Here is a 19,454-nt window from a genome sequence, read left to right as displayed (position 1 = left end):
CCGACATTCATGATCCCGACCTTAGGTATATTCATGTCGCTCAACGACCCGCAGTGGGGCAATCGTGGCGGCAACGATGGTGACAAGCCCGGCGGCGGACCGCGTCGCCCGAACGATGGGCCGCCCGATCTCGAGGAGTTGTGGCGAGACTTCAATCGCAAGCTGTCCAGCATGCTCGGCAAGAAGGGCGGGGGCGGCGGCAACAATGGTGGCGATGGTCCGCGCATGCCGCAGATTGATTTCAATCCGAAATTTCTCGGTGGTGGCATCAGCCTGATTGTTGGCCTGATTGCCGTCGTCTGGCTGGCTTCAGGTTTCTATATTGTGGATGCTTCGCAGCGGGGGATCGTCCTCCAGTTCGGTAGCTATAAAGAGGCGACCGAGCCAGGTCTGCGCTGGCGTTTTCCTTACCCGATCCAGTCGCACGAACTGGTCAATCTGACCGGTGTGCGCACGATCGAAATCGGTTATCGCGGCAGTGAGCGTAACAAGGTGCTCAAGGAGGCGCTGATGCTGACTGACGATGAAAATATCGTGAATATCCAGTTTGCCGTCCAGTACATCCTGAAGGATCCGGTCGAGTATCTGTTCAACAACCGCCACACCGATGAAGCGGTAATGGGGGCCGCCGAAACCGCCGTTCGCGAAATTGTTGGCAAGAGCAAGATGGACTTCGTGCTCTACGAGGGGCGCGAGCAGATCGCTACCCAAGCATCCAAGTTGATGCAGGACATTCTTGATCGCTACAAGAGCGGCATCATGATCTCCAAGGTCACAATGCAGAATGCCCAGCCTCCCGAACAGGTGCAGTCGGCTTTTGATGATGCAGTAAAAGCTGGTCAGGACCGTGAACGCCAAAAGAACGAAGGTCAGGCCTATGCCAATGACGTCATTCCGAAGGCCAAGGGCACGGCAGCGCGCTTGATGGAAGAGGCCAATGGTCACCGGCAACGTGTTATTGCAACGGCTGAAGGTGATTCTTCCCGTTTCAAGCAGGTGCAGACCGAGTATGCCAAGGCACCCGAAGTGACGCGTCAGCGCATGTATCTGGATACGATGCAGCAGGTTTATTCCAATACCAGCAAGGTTCTGGTTGATGCCAAGGGGCAGGGAAATCTGCTCTATTTGCCGCTCGATAAGTTGATGCAGGCTGCCGGTACGGTAACGGCAGCGCAGGTCGCAGGGGCGGATGTTCCCGCACCGGCAACTGCTCCCAGAGCGCAGACGCCGCTCTCTTCGGAGGCGCCACCGCAACTTGACAGTTCCTTGAATAACACCAGCCGGCGCGAACCCTCCCTGCGTTCGCGTGATCGGGAGAGCCGCTGATGAGTCCGCGTATTAATCTGATCGGCGCACTGCTCGCCACTGTGCTGGTAGTGCTGGCGATGTCGATATTTACCGTCGATCAGCGACAGTTCGCGCTGGTTTTCCAGTTGGGTGAGGTCAAGCAGGTCATCACCGAACCCGGCATGAGCTTCAAGATTCCGATGATCCAGAATGTGCGCTATTTCGAAAAGCGCATCATCACCCTCGATAACGCCGAGCCGGAACGTTTCATTACGTCCGAGAAGAAAAACGTCCTGGTTGACTCATATATCAAGTGGCGCATCGTCGATCCAAAGCTCTATTACATCTCAGTCGGCGGTGACGAATCGCGCGCCAAGACTCGCCTGAATCAGACGGTCAACGCCGGTTTGCGTGAGGAATTCGGTAAGCGTACGGTGCATGACGTGGTCTCTGGCGAGCGCGACCGGATCATGGAGCAGATGCGCGAAAAAGCCGATACCGATGCGCGCAAGATTGGTGTCCAGATTGTTGATGTTCGTCTGAAGCGTGTTGAATTGCCGACTGAAGTCAGCGAGGCTGTTTATCGCCGAATGGAGGCAGAGCGCAAGCGCGTTGCCAACGAATTGCGTTCGGAAGGTTCGGCGGAAGCTGAAAAAATTCGGGCTGATGCGGACCGTCAGCGCGAAGTGATCATTGCCGATGCCTATCGCGATGCCCAAAAAATCAAGGGTGAGGGCGATGCCAAGGCTTCTGCCATTTATGCGCAGGCTTTTGGGCAGAATCCAGAGTTCTATGCGTTTTACCGTAGCCTTGAAGCCTATCGTGGCAGCTTCAAGAACAAGAATGATGTGCTGGTAGTCGAGCCTAACTCGGATTTCTTCAAGTATATGAAGAGCATCGGACGTGGAAACGACAAGGGCAAATGACTTCGACGCTATTGCTGGCCTTCGCGCTCATGCTGGTGCTCGAAGGTGTGATGCCCTTTATCGCCCCGGCGGCGTGGCGTGAAACCTTCCGCCGCCTTATTCAATTTTCGGATGGACAGATCCGTTTCGTCGGCTTGACGTCGATGATTATCGGTCTGGTCCTGCTCATGGTTTTTGCATGAATTGGCTGTTACCTGAATATATTGCCGACGCCCTGCCGGCAGAAGCAGCGCGCATCGAACAGTTGCGTCGCGTTGTGCTTGATCACTTTCGTGCCCGCGGTTTCGAGTTCGTCATGCCGCCGATGCTGGAGTTTCTCGAGTCGCTGCTGACCGGCGCCGGTCAGGATCTCCATTTGCGGACCTTCAAGCTGGTTGATCAGCTTTCCGGGCGGACCATGGGGGTGCGGGCCGATATCACGCCGCAGGCGGCGCGGATCGATGCGCACCTGCTCAATCACCAAGGCGTGACCCGTCTGAGCTATTGCGGCAGTGTGCTGCATACCCTGCCGGCCAGTATTTCGGCCAGTCGCGAGCCGGTGCAGGTTGGTGCGGAACTCTACGGTTATGCCGGTATCGCTGCCGACCTCGATATCATTCGCCTGATGGCGGGCGCTTTCGAGAAGATCAAGCTGCCGGTTAGCCGGATCGACCTTGGTCATGTCGGCATTTTTCGTGCCTTGGCGGAAGCCGCCGGCTTGCCGCAGGCGGCAGAGGAAAACGTACTCAATCTTTTGCAGGCCAAGGATGTGCCCGGCTTGATCGAGGCGTGTGTCGATGTGCCGTCGCCTTATCGCGAAGCGCTGCAAGTTCTGCCGCAACTCTATGGCGGGGCGGAGGTGTTGCAGCGAGCCGCCTTGGAGTTGCCTGCTTTGCCGGCAATCGGCGAGGCGCTGGATGGCTTGCGGCATTTGATCGAGGGGGCGCCCGAATTGCCGTTCTCGATCGATCTCTCGGATCTGCGCGGTTACCACTACCATAATGGGGTCGTTTTTGCGGCCTACTGCCCGGGATACCCTGCGGCCATTGCACTGGGCGGACGCTATGACGGTGCGGGCAAGGCCTTCGGGCGCGCCAGGCCGGCAACGGGTTTCTCGATGGACTTGCGTGAAGTGGCGCGCCTGGCGCCGGCCGGCAAGCCGTCTTCGGCAATTCTGGCGCCCAATGCCGGGCACGACAAGATTTTAGCGGCACACATCGCGGCGCTGCGCGAGCAGGGTGAGGTCGTGGTTGAACTGCTGCCGGGCGAGACTGCCTGCGAAGGCCCGCTTTGCGACCGAAAATTGGCGCTGGTTGGCGAACACTGGATTATCGAAGCAATACAAGAGGATTAAAAAATGGCAAAGAATGTCATCGTGGTGGGTACCCAGTGGGGCGACGAGGGCAAGGGTAAGATCGTCGACTGGCTGACCGATCATGCGCAAGGCGTGGTGCGTTTCCAAGGCGGGCACAATGCGGGTCATACCTTGGTGGTTGGCGAGCAAGTCTATAAGCTGAATCTGGTGCCTTCCGGCATTGTTCGCGATGGCGTGCAGTGTTATATCGGCAACGGGGTGGTCCTCGATATCCACCATCTACTGGCGGAAATCGCCGAACTGGAAAAGGGTGGTATCGACGTTCGTTCACGTCTGAAGGTCAGTCCGGGTTGCCCGCTGATTCTGCCGTATCACTCCGCCATCGATAAGGCGCGCGAGGAAGCGAAGGCGAGCGACAAAAAAATTGGCACGACCGGCAAGGGGATCGGCCCGACCTATGAAGACAAGGTCTCCCGTCGCGGCTTGCGGGTTTACGATCTGTTCAATCCGGAACGTTTTGCCGAGAAGCTGAAAGAGGTTCTCGAATATCACAACTTCGTCCTGACCCAGTATTTCAAGGCGCCGGCTGTCGATTTCCAGACTGTTTTCGATCAGGCTATGGCTGATGCCGAGCATATCAAACCGCTGGTTGCTGACGTGTCTGCTGCCCTCTATGCGGCCAATCAGGCGGGCCAGAACCTGCTGTTCGAAGGTGCGCAGGGGACGCTGCTCGATATCGACCACGGTACCTATCCGTTCGTTACCTCGTCGAACTGCGTTTCCGGTCAGGCGGCTGCCGGTTCGGGGGTGGGTCCGGGTATGCTGCATTACGTGCTGGGAATTACCAAGGCTTACTGCACGCGTGTTGGCGGTGGTCCTTTCCCGAGCGAACTGGATATCGAGACCGATGGCTGCCCGGGTTATCAGATGTCCCAGGTTGGTCGTGAATTTGGTACGGTGACTGGGCGCAAGCGCCGCTGTGGCTGGTTCGATGCTGCCGCCTTGCGCCGTTCGGGTCGGATCAATGGTTTGACCGGTCTGTGCATCACCAAACTGGATGTGCTGGATGGTTTGGCCGAACTGAATATCTGTACCGGCTACAAGCTGGATGGCAAGGTTATCGATTTGCTGCCGATCGGTGCTGACGAAGTGGCCCGTTGCGAGCCGATCTACGAAACGATGCCGGGTTGGAGCGAGACGACTTTCGGCGTCAAGCGCTGGGAAGACCTGCCGGTCAATGCCCGTAACTATCTGGATCGCCTCGAGCAACTCTGCCAAGTACCGATTGCCATCGTGTCGACTGGTCCTGAGCGCGATGAAACCATTCTGAAACAGCATCCGTTCAAATAATCATCGGCGAATTGCTGCGGTAAACGGGCCCTAAGGGCCCGTTTTCATTTTTAGCGCGGGGGCATCACAGCTTGCCAACCTTCCGGGCAGTGGCGGACGTACGGATAGTATTGGGCCGATGAGTCGCAATAGTACCAATTGCCTGATTCGGGCTGGATTTGTACGGGGCGTGGTGGCGGGGCGTAGGCCGGGGCGCTATATACCTGGGCTGGGGCGGCCTGGCTGTAGGCGACGGCACCGATGGCCAGGCCGGTAATGGCGAGCAGTGCGGCCGGGCCAACCCAGTTGGGGCTTCCGCGGTGACCGTGATGGTGGCGATGCTCATACGATGGTCCGCGGTGACCGCCGTGGCGTTCCCAGTCGGCCTGGGCGGTTCCTGCTGTGCCCAGTGTGAGGCTGAGGGCGAGGCAAAGGGCGGTGGTCTTTTTCATGTTCGGCTCTGCATGTTGGTTGCTATGAGCCAAATAACGAACTGCCCGGCTTGTCGATGACCCGTGCTGTGTACGGAAGTGTATGTAATTGTTACGACTACTCCCGGCGTGGCGGAGGCTTTGTTACTGGCGGAAATAAGTGCAGGGCTGGGGCTCGGAAAAGAAAAAAGGCCTTGTTTTGACAAGGCCTTCAATCAAAATCGTTGGTGTCCGGGATGGGACTCGATCGCCACGGAGTTACCCGCTGCTACCTGAAACTGGTGCATCTACCAATTCCGCCACCTGAGCGCGGGTGTGAAGAGGGCGCATTGTATAGAACTTCAGCGGGATATGCCGTCTGTTTTGGGGTGCGGTCAAGTGCGCGTTGGGATGCATTTCGCGACGACGCCCGGTATGGGCTGTGAGACAATGCGGGCTGTTCTGCAAGCAGCAGCCAGAAAAGAAAAAAGGCCTTGTTTTGACAAGGCCTTCAATCAAAATCGCTGGTGCCCAGGAAGGGACTCGAACCCCCACGGAGTTACCCGCTAGTACCTGAAACTAGTGCGTCTACCAATTCCGCCACCTGGGCACAGGTGCGAAGAGGAAGAATTATAGAGGATAATAACTTAATGTCAAGAAAAAAACTTACAAAAATCCGCAAGGCTGACCCCTTCTTTGAGCGCGAATCTACGCGCTACGAGTTTCCGTTGCCGTCCCGCGAGTACATCATCCAGATCATGACCGATCAGGGGCGCCCGTTGGCGTTGCAGGAACTGATCGAGTTGCTCGACATCACGACGGCTGAGCGCGACATGTTCCAGCGTCGCCTGGGGGCGATGGAGCGTGAAGGGCAGCTGATGCGCAATCGCAAGGGGGCCTACATTCTCCCCGAGCGGGCCAGTCTGACGGCTGGGCGAATTCAGGGGCACCAGGATGGTTATGGCTTTCTGATTCCCGATGACGGCAGTGCCGACATCTTTCTCGATCAGCACCAGATGGGCAAGGTGCTGCACGGCGACCGGGCACTGGTCCGGGTGCTCGGCCTCGACCGGCGCGGGCGGCCGGAGGGCAGCATTGTCGAGGTGACCGAGCGCGCCAATACACGCGTCGTCGGCCGCGTCTTCGTCGAGCATGGTGTGGTTTTCGTGGTACCCGAAAACAAGCGGATTGCCCAGGATATCCTGGTGCCGCCCGAGAAAAAGGCGAAGATCAAACCGCAGTCCGGCCAGGTGGTGATGGTCGATATCATCGAGCAGCCGAGCAAATTCTCGCAGCCGATCGGGCGCATCAGTGAAGTGCTGGGCAACTATGCCGATCCGGGCATGGAGATTGAAATTGCCTTGCGCAAGCACGATCTGCCTTTCGAGTTCTCGCCAGCGGCGCTGGCCGAAAACAAGGCGCTGCCGGACAAGGTCAAGAAGGCGGATCTGAAGGATCGCGAGGACTTGCGCGAGTTGCCGCTGGTGACCATTGATGGAGAGACGGCCCGCGATTTCGACGATGCCGTTTTCTGCGAAAAGAAAGGGCGCGGCTGGCGCCTGGTGGTGGCGATTGCCGACGTCTCGCATTATGTGAAGCCGGGTATGACGCTCGACAAGGAGGCGATGGAGCGCGGCAACTCGGTCTATTTCCCACGCCGGGTGATTCCGATGCTGCCGGAGAAGCTGTCGAACGGTATTTGCTCGCTGAATCCGGATGTCGAGCGGATGGCCATGGTTTGCGACATGGCGATCAGCAGCAGCGGCAAGATCGGCAAGTACCGCTTTTATCCAGCGGTTTTCCGTTCGCAAGCCCGGCTGACCTATAACCAGGTCTGGTCCTGGCTGTCCGGCGAGGCGAAGCCCGAGTCCGAGATTCATATCGCGCTGCAGCCGCACGTCAAAAACCTCTACAAGCTGTTCCAGGCCTTGCACAAGGCGCGCGGGCAGCGCGGGGCGATAGATTTCGAGACGACCGAAACGCAGATGCTGTTCAACGAACAGGGCAAGATCGAGAATATCGTGCCGGTCGTTCGCAATGATGCGCATCGAGTCATCGAGGAGTGCATGCTGGCGGCCAACGTCTGTGCCTCGGATTTCCTCGCCCAGCACAAGCAACCCTGCCTGTATCGCATCCATGAGGCGCCGGGCGACGAGAAACTGAAGAACCTGCGCAGCTTCCTCGGCGAATTCGGTCTGGCGCTTGGTGGGGGAGATGATCCGACGGCCAAGGATTACGGTGTCCTGCTCGAACAGGTCAAGCAGCGGCCGGACTTCCAGTTGCTGCAAACGGTGATGCTGCGCTCGCTGAAGCAGGCGATGTACAGCCCGGATAATGTCGGCCACTTCGGCCTCGCCTACGAGCATTACACCCACTTCACCTCGCCGATCCGCCGTTATCCCGATTTGCTGGTACATCGCGCAATCAAGGCCGTACTGGCCAAGGAAAAATACACGCCGGTCGGCAGTTGGGAAGACATCGGCCTGCACTGTTCGGGTACCGAACGGCGGGCGGACGAGGCGACCCGCGACGTCGAGAACTGGCTGAAGTGCTTCTTCATGAAAGAGCGCGTCGGCGAGGTATTCGATGGCACCATCTCGTCGGTGACGGCCTTCGGTATTTTCGTTGCTCTCGATCAGGTCTATGTCGAAGGCCTAGTCCATGTTTCCGAGTTGGGTGAGGACTACTTCCAGTTCGACAACGTCAAGCATCAGATGCTCGGCGAGCGGACTGGCCAGCGCTTCCGTCTGGGTGACCGGGTTCGGGTCAAGCTGGTGCGGGCCGATCTGGAAACCAACAAGATCGACTTCGTGCTGGTCCGGACCGAAAAGGCGCCGGCTGGACGGACCAATTCACCGCCGCGGGAGGCCGCCAAATCAGCCCGGAAACCGGCGCGGCCGGTTGCCCAGAAGTTTGCGGCGCAGCCAGTGGCGGCAGCGCCGGCAAGCGAGAAGCCTGTGCCCAGGAGCAAGTCGAAGGCGGCGGAAAAGGGCGCTACCAAGGCTGTACCGAAGGCGGGCAGTAAAAAGCCGCTGTCGAAGGCGCCAGCCAAAGCTCAGGCCAAGCGTGCTGGCAAGGTGGTGGCCGCCAAGCCGGCGGCAAAAAAGCCGGCGCGCAAGCGTTGACCGCAGCCATCGGCCGCTGGCCGGGCGCTGCTGTCTAGGAGTGGCTGGGTTCGAGCAGGTCGGTCGCCTTCTGAACGATGGCGGCCGCTTGCTCCGGTTCCAGGCCGGGCAGTTGCTCGCTGAGCCATTCCAGCGAGGCGCCGGGAATCAGGTGTCCGGCTTCGGCGATGTCCGAAGGCAGGGCCGGGTCATTCGGGCCGCCGGTCGATAGATGGTGAATGGCGTCCACGCAAAGCCGGGAAAGATTGGCACGGTGGTTGTCGACGCCGCGGATCAGTTGCGTCAGCAGTGGCGGAAGATGCCAGATGGCGGCGCATTTGAGGGTCAGGTCCTTGAAACGAAAGCCCCAGATGTCGACCTGGGCATCTGCAGCGCGAGGGAATTTTCCGGCCCGTACCAAGGCTTCGGTAGTTTGCGGCAATTCCGGCGCGAAGGACCAGAGCAGCAGTTCCCCGAGTTCCGAGAGGAGGGCGGCCATCGCGATTTCGTCCGGCGACATGTCGGAGCGGGCACTCGCCCAGCAGAGCGCCAATTGGCTGGCGAGATGGGCGCGGGTTTCGCAGGCGGCCAAGCCGCTGCGCGATTGATCGGTTTCCGGGCTGTCGCGCAGCAGTTTGTGGAAGGTGTTGGTGCCAAGTTGCATGACGGCGCCGAGCGGTGTGGTCGTTTCATGGCCGAGGCGCTGCACCCGTTGTTTTTCCGCCTGGCGCAGCAGGCGCAGGCAGAGGAAAGGATCAGCCGCGGCGATGTCGGCCAGTTCGCGGGCTGCCAAGCGTTCGCCGCGACTTTCCTCAAGTTCCTTCAGCGCGGTCTTCGAGCGCGGCATGCACGGCAGTTCCCGGCTGCTCAGGAAGGCTGCCCACTGATCGACACCCCAGCGCCGCTGGTGCTCATTCAACACGCCAGTTCCTTTCTCAGGGAGGCTTTTCAGGATTATCGGCTGATCTATCGATAACTGAAGTGAGTAAGCGGATTTATTACTTTCATCGTAAAATATCAGGCTTGACCGAGGGGGCACAAGTTCAGTTATGGCTGATGGAATCAAGAATGTGATGCTTATCGAGGTGGCCGATTCACCGTTGACAGCATCCGGCGAGTCCATGCCATGGTTGCCGGGCGGCCCGTTGCCGGCTGCGCTGGTCACCGGCCACAAGGCGATTGATTTCGAACACCGTCAGTTACTGGCCTGCATGACGGCTGCCCGCTCGGTCTGCATGGATTTTCGCAGCTTTTCTGATTGTGGCAACTGCATCGAGGCGCGTCGCGCGCTGTGTGACAACGAACTCGTGCGCCTGCTCGGCGATCTGCTTTCCTTCATCCTCGAGCACTTCAAGACCGAGGAAGAAATCATGCGCGATTCGCTGTTGATGATGGTCGACCGGGATGTCTGCGAGGCGCACATGGAGGATCACGCCGCCATTTCGGCGAAGATCCAGCAAATCGTGGCCGGCCTCGATTCGATGCGTACCGTCGGCCTGCTGCGCGATCTCGACAACCTGCTCGGGCAGTGGATCAACAATCACATCACGATGCACGATCTGATCCTGGCGCGTTGGGTTTCCCGCGAGGATTCGGTGGTCAGCCTGGCCCGCCTGTCGAGCGTTTGAGCGTTCGCTGCGGTAGCGTGCCCGGGCGCGGTAAAATCGCGCCTTCAACTCACTGAAAGTAGCCATGTCTTCCCGTCTGATTTACGGCTTTCATGCCGTGACCGCCAAGCTGCGCCATGACCCGGGTGCGGTCAAGGAAATCCTGATTGATGCGACGCGCCAGGATGCGCGCGCCCGCGACCTGCTGCAGCATGCCGAGTTGCAGGGCGTCAAGGTGGTGGCCAGCGACGGCAAGCGGATGGACGGCATGGCGCCAGGCGCCAAGCACCAGGGGGTGATCGCCCGCATCGAGGGCGGCCGCAAAGTGGCGCATCTCGACGATGTGCTTGATACGTTGGAAGAGCCAGCTTTCCTGCTCGTCCTCGACGGCATTACCGACCCGCGCAACCTCGGTGCCTGCCTGCGCGTGGCCGATGCGGCCGGCGTCCATGCCGTGATTGCGCCGAAGGATCGCGCCGTCGGCCTGACCGATGTCGCTGCCAAGACGGCCTGCGGTGCCGCCGAAACGGTGCCTTACGTGATGGTGACCAACCTGGCGCGGACGCTGCGCGAATTGCAGGAACGCGAAATCTGGGTGATCGGTACCGCCGGCGAAGCGGAAAGCGATCTCTACGCCGCCGAGTGGCCGCAGGCGACGGCCTGGGTGATGGGCGCCGAAGGCGAGGGCATGCGTCGCCTGACCCGCGAGAATTGCGACCAGTTGGTCAAGATTCCGATGCATGGCACCGTCGATAGCCTGAATGTTTCCGTTGCGGCCGGGGTCTGCCTGTTCGAGGCGCGCCGCCGCCGTTCCTGAGCCGGCCATGACGCACCGGCGGGCAGTCGCGCTGATGGTGCTGGTGACGCTGCTGTGGAGCATCGCCGGCGTCGTTATCCGGCAGCTTGAGGCGGCCGGCAGTTTCGAACTGACCTTCTGGCGCAGTTTCTTCAATGCGCTGGCCCTCTGCCTGATTCTCGGCGTCATGCGTGGCGCGGCCTTGTGGCGGAGCCTGCGTCATGGTGGGCGCTGGCTCTGGCTGTCCGGCCTGTGCTGGGCGGTGATGTTCACCGCCTTCATGGTCGCCCTGACGCTGACCAGCGTCGCCAATGTGCTGGTGACGATGGCGCTCGGGCCGCTGGTCACCGCCCTTTTTGCCCGCCTGTTCCTGCGCCACGCCTTGCCGCGACGCACCTGGCTGGCCATATTTGGGGCTGGGCTGGGCATTGCCTGGATGTTCGGCGGCGAAGCCGGCGATGGCCTGTCGCTGGCCGGCACGCTGGTCGCCAGCGCCGTGCCTCTGGCTGGTGCGGTGAATTGGACGGTGCTGCAGCGTGTCGATGGCGATGGGGTTGCCGCTCAGGACATGTTGCCGGCAGTCTTGATCGGCGCCGTGCTCTCGGCTTTGGTTTGCTTGCCTCTGGCCTGGCCGCTGCAGGCTTCGCAGCATGACCTTGGCCTGCTCGCCGTGCTCGGCGGCGTGCAACTGGCGCTGCCTTGTCTGCTGGTGGTGCGCCTGAGCCGCGAATTGCCGGCCCCGGAAATTGCGCTGCTCGCTTTGCTGGAAGTGGTGTTTGGCGTCGCCTGGGCCTGGTTGTGGGCCGGCGAGCAGCCGTCGCCCAGCGTGTTGACCGGTGGCTTGCTGGTGTTGCTGGCGCTGGTTGCCAACGAGGTGGCGGCCTTGCGTCGCGTACCGGGGCAAGCCTGAGTACCGTTCGGCTCGCTGCTAGCGCGAACGGGCCAAATCGAGATCGGCCCGGTTTTTTTCATCGACGTAGATGCCCACGGCTTTCGGCTGGCTGCTGGCGAAACAGCTGACTTCGACGTTGGCCAGGCTTTTGGCCTTGTGCAGCACGTCGACCGCACAGCGTCCAAAAACACTTTCGATGGTTGCCAGCAGGTTGCGGGCATAGGGCGTTTCCAGCTTGCCATCGAGGATCAGGTTGGCGAGCAGCACGCCGTCCGGTTTCAGCACGCGGCGGCTGTCGGCCCAGAATTCGCGGGTCACCAGATGGCTGGGAATCGAGGTATGCGAGCTATAGACATCGACCACCACGGCATCGAAGCGACGTTCGCTGGTCGCCACGAAGCGGCGGGCGTCGTCGGCGATGAACTCGCCGCGGGCCGCTTCGCGCAGGAAGTGCTGTTCGGCGATGCGGCGGATTTGCGGGTCGATATCGACGTAGGTGTAGCGGTTGAGCGGCTCGCGGTGTGACAGCGTAAAGCCGCCGGCACCGAGCACCAGGATCTCCTTGTCCTTGAAACCGAGGTCGTCGAGCAGGATCTGGCGGAGATGCCTGATGTAGCGGGTGTAGTTCGGCGGCGTGCTGTCGTCGAGCAGCGAAGCAGTCGATTTGTTCACCCAGAAGGCGCGCGGATTCTGCTGGCCGGCCAGGTCGACCGGGCCGACGATGTACTCGGCGTAGGCGGTATCGATGGTCTGCGTGGCTGGCAGATTGAAGCCGGCGGCAATGCCTGCGGTCGACAGGGCAAAAACGGCAATTTTCAACTGCCGTCCGGCGAGCAATAAAACGCCGATCAGCAAGCCGCCGGCGCAGGCCAGGACGGCCGCCGCGACGCCTAGCCATTGCATGACCAGTAGCGACAGCGAGATCGAGCCGAGGAAGGAGCCGAGCGTGGACCAGTACAGCGCGGTGCCGCTCGCTTCGCCGGTCCGCTGGTGCTGGAACAGATTGCTCAGGATCGGCACGGTCTGGCCGAGCAGCCAGGCCAGCGGGCAGAGGATGCCGCCGATAAAGAAGAGGTAGGCGACGAGTGCCGGCTGCAGATGGGCGAACAGCCAGTCGACGCTGAGGCCGGCCAGGCCGATGCCGGCCAGTGCGGCAGAAATCAGGAAATTGCGGGCGACGACCTGGCGGTAACCGGTAGCGACCCTGGCCCCCGAAGCGTAGCCGAGGGCCAGGGCGAGCAGGAAGAAGCCGATGGTCGGCGCCGTGACGACGATCGAGCTGCCGATATGCGGCAGTAGCCGGCGCAGCGCGATGACTTCGGCGCCGAGCGAGCAGAAGCCTTCGATGAAAACGATGCTGTAGAGCAGGCTGGGGGACATCCGGCGATTATCGCCCAAAGCCGGCCGGATCCCGGCATTCCGGCGGTTTGTCTTGGGTCTCCGGTAGAATAGACTTGGCGCAAGTGGGGGCTTTTCGACGAAATGGCCGGTTTCACGCAGATTGCATCAACATGGCTCGGGTAGATCAATGGCAGGAACGATGGACAAGGCGCAGGAAATCAGTGGCGGGCTGAAAAAGCACGCGGGCGGCTACCTGCTGCCCGGCGCCATTTTCGTCCTGGGCCTCGGTCTGGCCATCACTGTCGGGCAACTTGATGCCGAGCGCCAGCAAAGCGAACTGCGCAGTGCGACGGCCAGCGAACTGGGGCGCCACGGCGCCCGCCTGGAGGCCCAACTTCGTTCCACATTCGCGGTGACCGAGGGCATCGCGCAATTGCTGGTCCTCGATGGCAGCATTGCCCCGGAGCGTTTTGCCGGCATGGCCAGCCTGGCGATCGAGAGTGTGCCGGCGATCCGGAACATTGCCGTGGCCCCTGACGACATCATCCGGGATATCTACCCGCGCTCGGCCAACGAGAAGGCGCTCGGTGTCGATTACCGGACCCTGCCGGCCCAGTACCCGCTGATTGCCCGGGCGCAGGAACTCCGCCGGCCGCTGCTGGCCGGGCCGGTTCAGTTGGTGCAAGGCGGCAGCGGCCTGATTTACCGGCGGCCGGTCTTTGTCGATGTTGGCTTGGACAGCGCCCGTTACTGGGGGGTCACCTCGATCGTCGCCGATCTCGACGCCCTGCTGGCGCTGGGCGGCATCAAGTCGGTGTCTGCGCTGCAACTGGCGGTGCGCGGTCGGGATGGGCGCGGCGCCGACGGTGAGATGATCTGGGGCGAGCCCGCCGTCTTCGCGCAGCAGCCGGTGACGATGCTGATCGAAGTGCCGGGCGGCCAGTGGCAACTGGCGGCATTGCCGGAGGGCGGCTGGCAGGCTCCGTCGCCGCTGAGCCGGCCGCTGTTTCTGTTCGCCCTGGCGGCAACGCTGCTTTCGAGTTTTTTCGTTGCCCGGTTGCAGCACATGCATCGCTTGAGTCGCCAGCGCAATCGGGTCCTCTTCCGCGAAATCGAGGAACGCCAGCAACTGGAGACTTCGCTGCTGCAGAGCGAAGCCCGGTTCCGCACGCTGTTCGAGCGTTCGCCGGACCCCTGCTGGATCGTCCGCTTGAATGGCGAGTGTGTCGACGTCAACCACGCGGCAATGACGGTGTTCGGCTTCCAGGACATGGCCGAGTTCCGGAACGTGACGCCGGCCGACATCTCGCCAACCCTGCAGCCCGATGGCCAGACATCGGCCGACAAGGTCTCGGCGATGTTGCAGATTGCCCTGGAGAAAGGCCTGCACCGCTTTGAGTGGCTGCACCGGCGCAAGGACGGCGAACTGTTCCCGGCCGAGGTGACGCTGTGCCCGATGAGCCTGAACGGCGAGCAACTGCTCTATGCGGTGATCCGCGACATCTCGGTGCGCAAGCAGGCACAGGAGGCCTTGGCCCAGCAACAGGCGCTGAACCAGGCCATTCTCGACAACGTGCCGTCGCTGATCTACATGTTCGATCCCGAGGGCCGGCTGCAGTTTTGCAACCGAGCCTTCGAGCAGGTTTTTGCCGGTTCCCGGGCCTCGCTCGTCGGTTTGTCGCGCAGCCAGTTCATGGCGGCGGAAGATGCACTGTTGCGGCAAGCCGAGGACGCCCAGGTCATGGCGCAGGGCAGTGCGATCACGTTCGAGGGCAAGATCGGCAAGGTCGATGCGTCGCATATTTATCTGACGACCAAGTGCCCGCTGCTTGGCCCGAATGGCGAATTGCGCGGTGTCCTCGGCATGTCGACCGATGTCACCGAAATGAAGGCCTATTCCGAGCAACTGCGGCTGGCTGGCGTGGTCATGGAAAATACCGCCGAAGGCGTGATGATCACCGATGCCGCCGGCGTCATCGTTTCGGTCAACAGGGCGTTTACCGAAATTACCGAGTTCAGCCCGGCCGACGCCATCGGTCAGCGGCCGAGCATCCTGCAGTCGCAGCGCCAGAAGGCCGAGTTCTATCGCGAGATGTGGGCGACGCTGCAAAGTACCGGCGTCTGGCGCGGCGAGATCTGGAACCGGCGCAAGAGCGGCGCCCTCTATCCCGAGTGGCTGACGATCAACGCCGTGCGCAATCCAGAGGGCGAGGCGGTCAATTACGTCGCCGTCTTTTCCGATATTTCGGCCATCAAGCACTCGCAGGCGGCGCTGGAAAAGATGGCCCACTTCGATGCGCTGACCGGCCTGCCCAACCGGGCGCTGTTCCAGGATCGCCTGCAGCACGCGCTCGACCGCTCGCAGCGTTACGGCCAGCCGATTGCCGTGTTGCTGCTCGACCTCGACGGCTTCAAGACGGTCAATGACAGCCTTGGCCACCCGGTCGGCGACCAGTTGCTGATGGAGGCGGCCGAGCGCTTCCGGAAATGCGTCCGGGTCGAGGATACGGTCTCCCGGCTGGGGGGCGACGAGTTCGCCTTCATCCTGAACAACCTGGCGCAGGGCACCGATGCCATCGCCGTCGTCAAGAAACTGCTGCAGTCGCTGCAGGAACCGTTCGACCTGAACGGCACGGCGGCGCTGGTCACCGGCAGCATTGGCGTTGCCGTCGGGCCGCAGGATGGCGAAACGCCGGCCGAACTGCTGCGCCATGCCGACACCGCGATGTACGGCGCCAAGGAGGGCGGGCGCAACGACTACCGTTTCTACCAGGCCGAGATGACCCGCCGTTCGCAGGAGCGTCTGCTACTCGAACGCGCCCTGCGGCGGGCGGTCGAGCAACAGGAATTCGAGGTCTGGTACCAGCCGAAACTCGATCTGGCCAGCGGCCGCGTCGATGGCGCCGAGGCCCTGTTGCGCTGGCGCGATCCTGAGCGCGGCCTGATCTCGCCGGCCGATTTCATCCCGGTCGCCGAGCGGACCGGGCTGATCATCCCGATCGGCGAGCAGGTGCTCGACACGGTCTGTCGCCAGCAGCGCAGTTGGCGCGCCAGCGGCTTGCTCAGCGGGCGGGTGGCGATCAATGTCGCGGCGCCGCAGATCGAGCGCAGCGATTATGTCGAAGCCCTGCGCCAGGCGCTGCTCCGGCATCAACTGCCGGCCGAGGCGATCGAAGTCGAGGTTACCGAGAGCCTGCTGATGGAAAATCCGGAACAGGCGCGCGACGTGCTGTGCGCCATCCAGGAAATGGGCGTGACAACGGCGGTCGACGATTTCGGCACCGGCTATTCCTCGCTGGCCTATCTGAAGGTGCTGCCGATCAACAATCTGAAGGTCGACCGCGCCTTCGTCTCCGACCTGCCGCACGACAGCAACGATGTCGCGATCACGCAGGCCATCATCGCCCTCGGCCATTCGCTCGGCTTCAAGATCACCGCCGAGGGCATCGAAACCGTCGAGCAGCTCGATTTCCTGCGCAGCATTGGCTGCGACCAGGGGCAGGGCTTTTTCTTCAGCCGGCCGCTGCCGGCGGCGCAGTTCGAAAGCTGGCTACGCGAACAGGCGGTCCACGCCTGAGGTCTAGGAGCGGCGCAGCTTCTGCCACATGCTCCAGCTAAAGACAAAGAGGCCGAGCCAGATCAAGCCGAAGCTGAGCAGGCGGGCAGGCTGCATCGGCTCGCCGAAAATCCAGACCGCAGTGACGAACTGCATGGTCGGGTTGATGTACATCAGCATGCCGACGGTGGCCAGATCGAGGCGCTGGGTGGCGGCGGCGAAGGCGATCAGCGGCAGTGCGGTCAGCACGCCGGCGCCGATCAACAGTCCGGCGGTCAACCCGTCCTGGGCGGCAAAAACCATATGTCCGGCTTGCGCCTGCCATAGCGCGTAGAGGCCGCACACCGGCAGCATGGCGAGGGTTTCCAGCCAGAGGCCGGACAACGCATCGACCGGGACCTGCTTGCGGACCAGGCCGTAGGTGCCGAAGGTGGCGGCGAGAAACAGCGAGACCCAGGGCAGGCTGCCGAGGGCGATCACTTCATTGGCGATGGCGGCGACGGCGAGGCCGACCGAAATCCATTCCAGCCGGTTCAGGCGCTCTTTCAGCACGAGCAGGCCGAGCAGCACATTGACCAGCGGCGTCAGGAAGTAGCCGAGGCTGGAAGCGACCACCTGCTGATGGCCGACCGCCCACAGGAACATCAGCCAGTTGCTGCCGACCAGCAGCGCGGCCAGGGCGAGCATGGCGAACTGCCGTGGCCTTTTGAAGATGGCCAGAACCTTGCCCCAGCGCCGGCCGATGGTAAGCAGGATGCCGACGAAGAGGCAGGCCCAGACGGCGCGGTTGGACAGCACGTCCATCGGCGAGACGTGATTGAGCTGGTGGAAGAACAGGGGAAAGAAGCCCCAGATGCCATAGGCGAGCAGGCCGAAGCCGATGCCGGCCAGTTGGGATTGACGATTCATGGGCCTCAGGTTTTTTTGCTGACGACGGCCAGGGCCGCCGAGCGGTAGTCGCGCCGGTAGAGGACGACCAGCACGCTGACGGCGAGGGCGGCGAGGACGAGCGGGCTGAGCAGCCAGCCGGAGGCGGCGAGGCCGAAATAATAGGCGCGGATGCCGCGATTGAAGTCGTCGCCGGCCAGGCTGTTGGCCGCAGCCACCCGTTGTGCGTAATCATCGATGCCCGGCTCGCCGGTCTTGCCCTGCGGTGCGGCGCCAACCAGGATGGAGAGCAGGTTGAACTGGCGCAGCGACCAGGTGAATTTGAAATAGGCGAAGACGAAGCTGGCAAGGACCAGCATCAGCTTGATCTCAAGCAGTTCACGGTTGCCGGCGCCGCCAAAGGGCAGTTCGGCGGTGACGCTGATCAGCTTGTCGGCCGCGCCGAGCGCGGCGACCAGGCCGGCGATGATGTAGATGGTGGTGTTGGCGTAGAAGGAGACGCTGGTCATCAGGTTGCCGATCAGCGTCGAATCGGTGACCCGTACCTCGCGCTCCAGCATGCGGTAGGCCCAGTCCAGCCGGTAGGCCTGGCTGGTCCGGATCAGGCCGCCGGCACCCCAGTGGCTATGTTCGGAGAACCAGGCGTAACCGGCCCAGCAGGCAAAGAAGGCGGCCAGCGCAAGCCAGTCGATCGCGGAGAGGTGGGGCAGAGCATGCATGCCGGCATCTTGCCACAGGCGGCGCTGGCGGGTCACTGGGGAAAACCTCTTGCCGCACCGGCCAAGATATCCTTTACTGTGGCTGTCGTCCGTTTGCCCTTCGTTTTCGCTCGCCGAGGATTTTTCGGCCAAGGTGCTCCGCCCCGCATGTCTTCGATGAATCGCCTGCATCCCCTGACCCTCAGTTTCCGCGACCCGGAAACCGAGCAGGCTTTCGTCCGCCATCTGCTGCCACGCTTGCGCCTGCAGGGGCGGGCGGCGATTGCGGTCGGCACCGTCGTCTACTTTCTCTATGGCGCGCTGGATCATCTTTTCGTGCCGCACGAACTGTGGCAAACGGTGTGGAGCATTCGCCTGCTGGCGCTGGGTGTGGCGGTCGGCGTGCTCGCCCTCAGTTTTTCACCGTGGTTCGAAAAGACCAGCCAGTTGCCGCTTGCCCTGGTCGGCCTCGCCGCCGGGCTCGGCCTGATCGCCATGCTCTGGCATCTGCCGGTGGACAGCAGCGCCTACTACTATCCGGGCCTGATGCTCGCCACCTTCTATACCTACAACCTGCTCGGTGCCCGTTTCATCCAGGCGCTGGCGGTCAGCGTGCTGCTCCTGCTGCTCTACAACCTGCTGTTCGGCCATCTGCGGCAATACCCGGCGCCGCTGCTGCTCAGCCACAATTTCTTCCTGATTTCGGCCAACCTGATCGGTGGGGCCGCCGGCTATCTGGTCGAATACCAGCGCCGCCAGCTTTTCCTGCGCGAAATGCAGCTCGACCACGAACGCCGCCAGCATCTCGAACGTTCGCTGCACGATCGCCTGACCGGTTTACCGAACCGCGACCTGCTGATCGACCGGATCAACCAGGCGCTGGCCCTGGCCCGCCGCGATGCCGAGCGGCATGCCGGCTATTTTGTCGATCTCGATGGCTTCAAGGCGGTCAACGACCGGCTCGGCCATGCTGCCGGCGACATTGCCCTGTGCGAAATCGCCCGCCGGCTGAGTACGGCGATGCGCGAAACCGATACCGTGTCGCGTCTCGGCGGCGACGAGTTTTTCGTGCTTGCCCAGGACATCGGCTCCTGCGACGGCGCCGCCCATCTCGCCGGCAAGCTGATTTCGCTGATCGAATCGCCGATTCCCGGCCTGCCGCCCGGTTACTCGCTGAGCGCCAGCATCGGCATCTGCCTGTTCCCGAATGTCGGCCCGGCCAGCACGCCGGACGGCATCATCCGCCTCGCCGATCTGGCGATGTACCGGGCCAAGGAGGCCGGCAAGCGGCGCTATCTCTTTGCCGAAAGCGACTGAGCGCCGCCC

Annotated in this window: 16 protein-coding genes and 1 tRNA gene; 11 read left to right on the top strand and 6 right to left on the bottom strand. The window is 62.0% G+C overall.

What is annotated here, in order from left to right; translation table 11 throughout:
• Nucleotides 1-33 precede the first annotated feature (33 nt).
• Genes hflK through GH663_RS08560 form a run of 5 tightly spaced genes read left to right on the top strand, consistent with a single transcriptional unit; the run spans nucleotide 34 to nucleotide 4,857 of the window.
• On the top strand, nucleotides 34-1,326 hold the full coding sequence (hflK, locus tag GH663_RS08580; protein WP_153131248.1) for an FtsH protease activity modulator HflK: 1,293 nt from the start codon (nucleotides 34-36) through the stop codon (nucleotides 1,324-1,326).
• Nucleotides 1,326-2,213, top strand: coding sequence for a protease modulator HflC (hflC, locus tag GH663_RS08575; protein ID WP_153131247.1), 888 nt, complete (start codon nucleotides 1,326-1,328; stop codon nucleotides 2,211-2,213). Before hflK ends, hflC begins: the two co-directional genes overlap by 1 nt.
• Nucleotides 2,210-2,395 (top strand): DUF2065 domain-containing protein, encoded by a 186-nt coding sequence (locus GH663_RS08570; protein WP_066880580.1) that lies wholly within the window; start codon nucleotides 2,210-2,212, stop codon nucleotides 2,393-2,395. The genes hflC and GH663_RS08570 overlap by 4 nt, the downstream gene beginning before the upstream one ends.
• Nucleotides 2,392-3,546 carry an ATP phosphoribosyltransferase regulatory subunit gene (locus GH663_RS08565; protein ID WP_153131246.1) on the top strand — a complete coding sequence of 385 codons (1,155 nt, stop codon included), beginning with the start codon at nucleotides 2,392-2,394 and terminating at the stop codon, nucleotides 3,544-3,546. The genes GH663_RS08570 and GH663_RS08565 overlap by 4 nt, the downstream gene beginning before the upstream one ends.
• 3 nt (nucleotides 3,547-3,549) lie before the next feature.
• Nucleotides 3,550-4,857: an adenylosuccinate synthase gene (locus tag GH663_RS08560; protein WP_153131245.1), complete on the top strand. Its 1,308-nt coding sequence runs from the start codon at nucleotides 3,550-3,552 to the stop codon at nucleotides 4,855-4,857.
• A gap of 50 nt (nucleotides 4,858-4,907) precedes the next feature.
• Here GH663_RS08560 and GH663_RS08555 read toward each other — a convergent pair whose 3' ends face one another.
• Nucleotides 4,908-5,288: a hypothetical protein gene (locus GH663_RS08555; RefSeq protein ID WP_153131244.1), complete on the bottom strand. Its 381-nt coding sequence runs from the start codon at nucleotides 5,286-5,288 to the stop codon at nucleotides 4,908-4,910.
• A gap of 483 nt (nucleotides 5,289-5,771) precedes the next feature.
• Nucleotides 5,772-5,856 (bottom strand) — tRNA-Leu (locus tag GH663_RS08550).
• A 40-nt stretch (nucleotides 5,857-5,896) separates the two neighbouring features.
• Between GH663_RS08550 and rnr the strand changes: the two genes are divergently transcribed.
• Nucleotides 5,897-8,371 (top strand): ribonuclease R, encoded by a 2,475-nt coding sequence (gene rnr / locus GH663_RS08545; RefSeq protein WP_153131243.1) that lies wholly within the window; start codon nucleotides 5,897-5,899, stop codon nucleotides 8,369-8,371.
• 34 nt (nucleotides 8,372-8,405) lie between these two features.
• Here the strand turns inward: rnr and GH663_RS08540 are convergent, their stop codons facing one another.
• On the bottom strand, nucleotides 8,406-9,272 hold the full coding sequence (locus GH663_RS08540) for an HDOD domain-containing protein (protein WP_170291382.1): 867 nt from the start codon (nucleotides 9,270-9,272) through the stop codon (nucleotides 8,406-8,408).
• Nucleotides 9,273-9,471: 199 nt separating this feature from the next.
• On the opposite strand from GH663_RS08540, the gene GH663_RS08535 reads away from it, so the two are divergent.
• The 3 genes from GH663_RS08535 to GH663_RS08525 all read left to right on the top strand — a co-directional run bounded on the left by GH663_RS08535 (nucleotide 9,472) and on the right by GH663_RS08525 (nucleotide 11,663).
• Complete coding sequence (locus GH663_RS08535; protein ID WP_170291381.1) at nucleotides 9,472-9,978, top strand: bacteriohemerythrin; 507 nt, start codon at nucleotides 9,472-9,474, stop codon at nucleotides 9,976-9,978.
• A 64-nt stretch (nucleotides 9,979-10,042) separates the two neighbouring features.
• Nucleotides 10,043-10,774: a 23S rRNA (guanosine(2251)-2'-O)-methyltransferase RlmB gene (gene rlmB / locus GH663_RS08530; RefSeq protein WP_066880569.1), complete on the top strand. Its 732-nt coding sequence runs from the start codon at nucleotides 10,043-10,045 to the stop codon at nucleotides 10,772-10,774.
• Between the two features lie 7 nt (nucleotides 10,775-10,781).
• The gene (locus GH663_RS08525; RefSeq protein WP_153131240.1) at nucleotides 10,782-11,663 is read left to right on the top strand and encodes a DMT family transporter; all 882 of its coding nucleotides are present in this window, start codon (nucleotides 10,782-10,784) and stop codon (nucleotides 11,661-11,663) included.
• Nucleotides 11,664-11,681: 18 nt separating this feature from the next.
• Here GH663_RS08525 and GH663_RS08520 read toward each other — a convergent pair whose 3' ends face one another.
• Complete coding sequence (locus GH663_RS08520) at nucleotides 11,682-13,025, bottom strand: fused MFS/spermidine synthase (RefSeq protein ID WP_153131239.1); 1,344 nt, start codon at nucleotides 13,023-13,025, stop codon at nucleotides 11,682-11,684.
• A 148-nt stretch (nucleotides 13,026-13,173) separates the two neighbouring features.
• On the opposite strand from GH663_RS08520, the gene GH663_RS08515 reads away from it, so the two are divergent.
• Nucleotides 13,174-16,563 carry a bifunctional diguanylate cyclase/phosphodiesterase gene (locus GH663_RS08515; RefSeq protein WP_153131238.1) on the top strand — a complete coding sequence of 1,130 codons (3,390 nt, stop codon included), beginning with the start codon at nucleotides 13,174-13,176 and terminating at the stop codon, nucleotides 16,561-16,563.
• 3 nt (nucleotides 16,564-16,566) lie between these two features.
• Here the strand turns inward: GH663_RS08515 and rarD are convergent, their stop codons facing one another.
• Together rarD and GH663_RS08505 are read right to left on the bottom strand one after the other, a co-directional pair.
• Nucleotides 16,567-17,451 (bottom strand): EamA family transporter RarD, encoded by an 885-nt coding sequence (gene rarD / locus GH663_RS08510; RefSeq protein WP_066880561.1) that lies wholly within the window; start codon nucleotides 17,449-17,451, stop codon nucleotides 16,567-16,569.
• A gap of 5 nt (nucleotides 17,452-17,456) precedes the next feature.
• Entirely contained in the window at nucleotides 17,457-18,149 is a 693-nt protein-coding gene (locus GH663_RS08505) for a DUF599 domain-containing protein (protein WP_153131237.1), read from the bottom strand.
• Nucleotides 18,150-18,296: 147 nt separating this feature from the next.
• On the opposite strand from GH663_RS08505, the gene GH663_RS21345 reads away from it, so the two are divergent.
• A complete protein-coding gene (locus tag GH663_RS21345) occupies nucleotides 18,297-19,445 on the top strand; it encodes a diguanylate cyclase domain-containing protein (protein WP_170291380.1) in 1,149 nt (382 codons plus the stop codon).
• Nucleotides 19,446-19,454 lie beyond the last annotated feature (9 nt).

This window comes from Dechloromonas hortensis, assembly GCF_009469765.1.
GTDB classification, from domain to species: Bacteria; Pseudomonadota; Gammaproteobacteria; order Burkholderiales; family Rhodocyclaceae; genus Azonexus; species Azonexus hortensis.
This window is presented reverse-complemented; position numbering and strand designations above follow the sequence as displayed.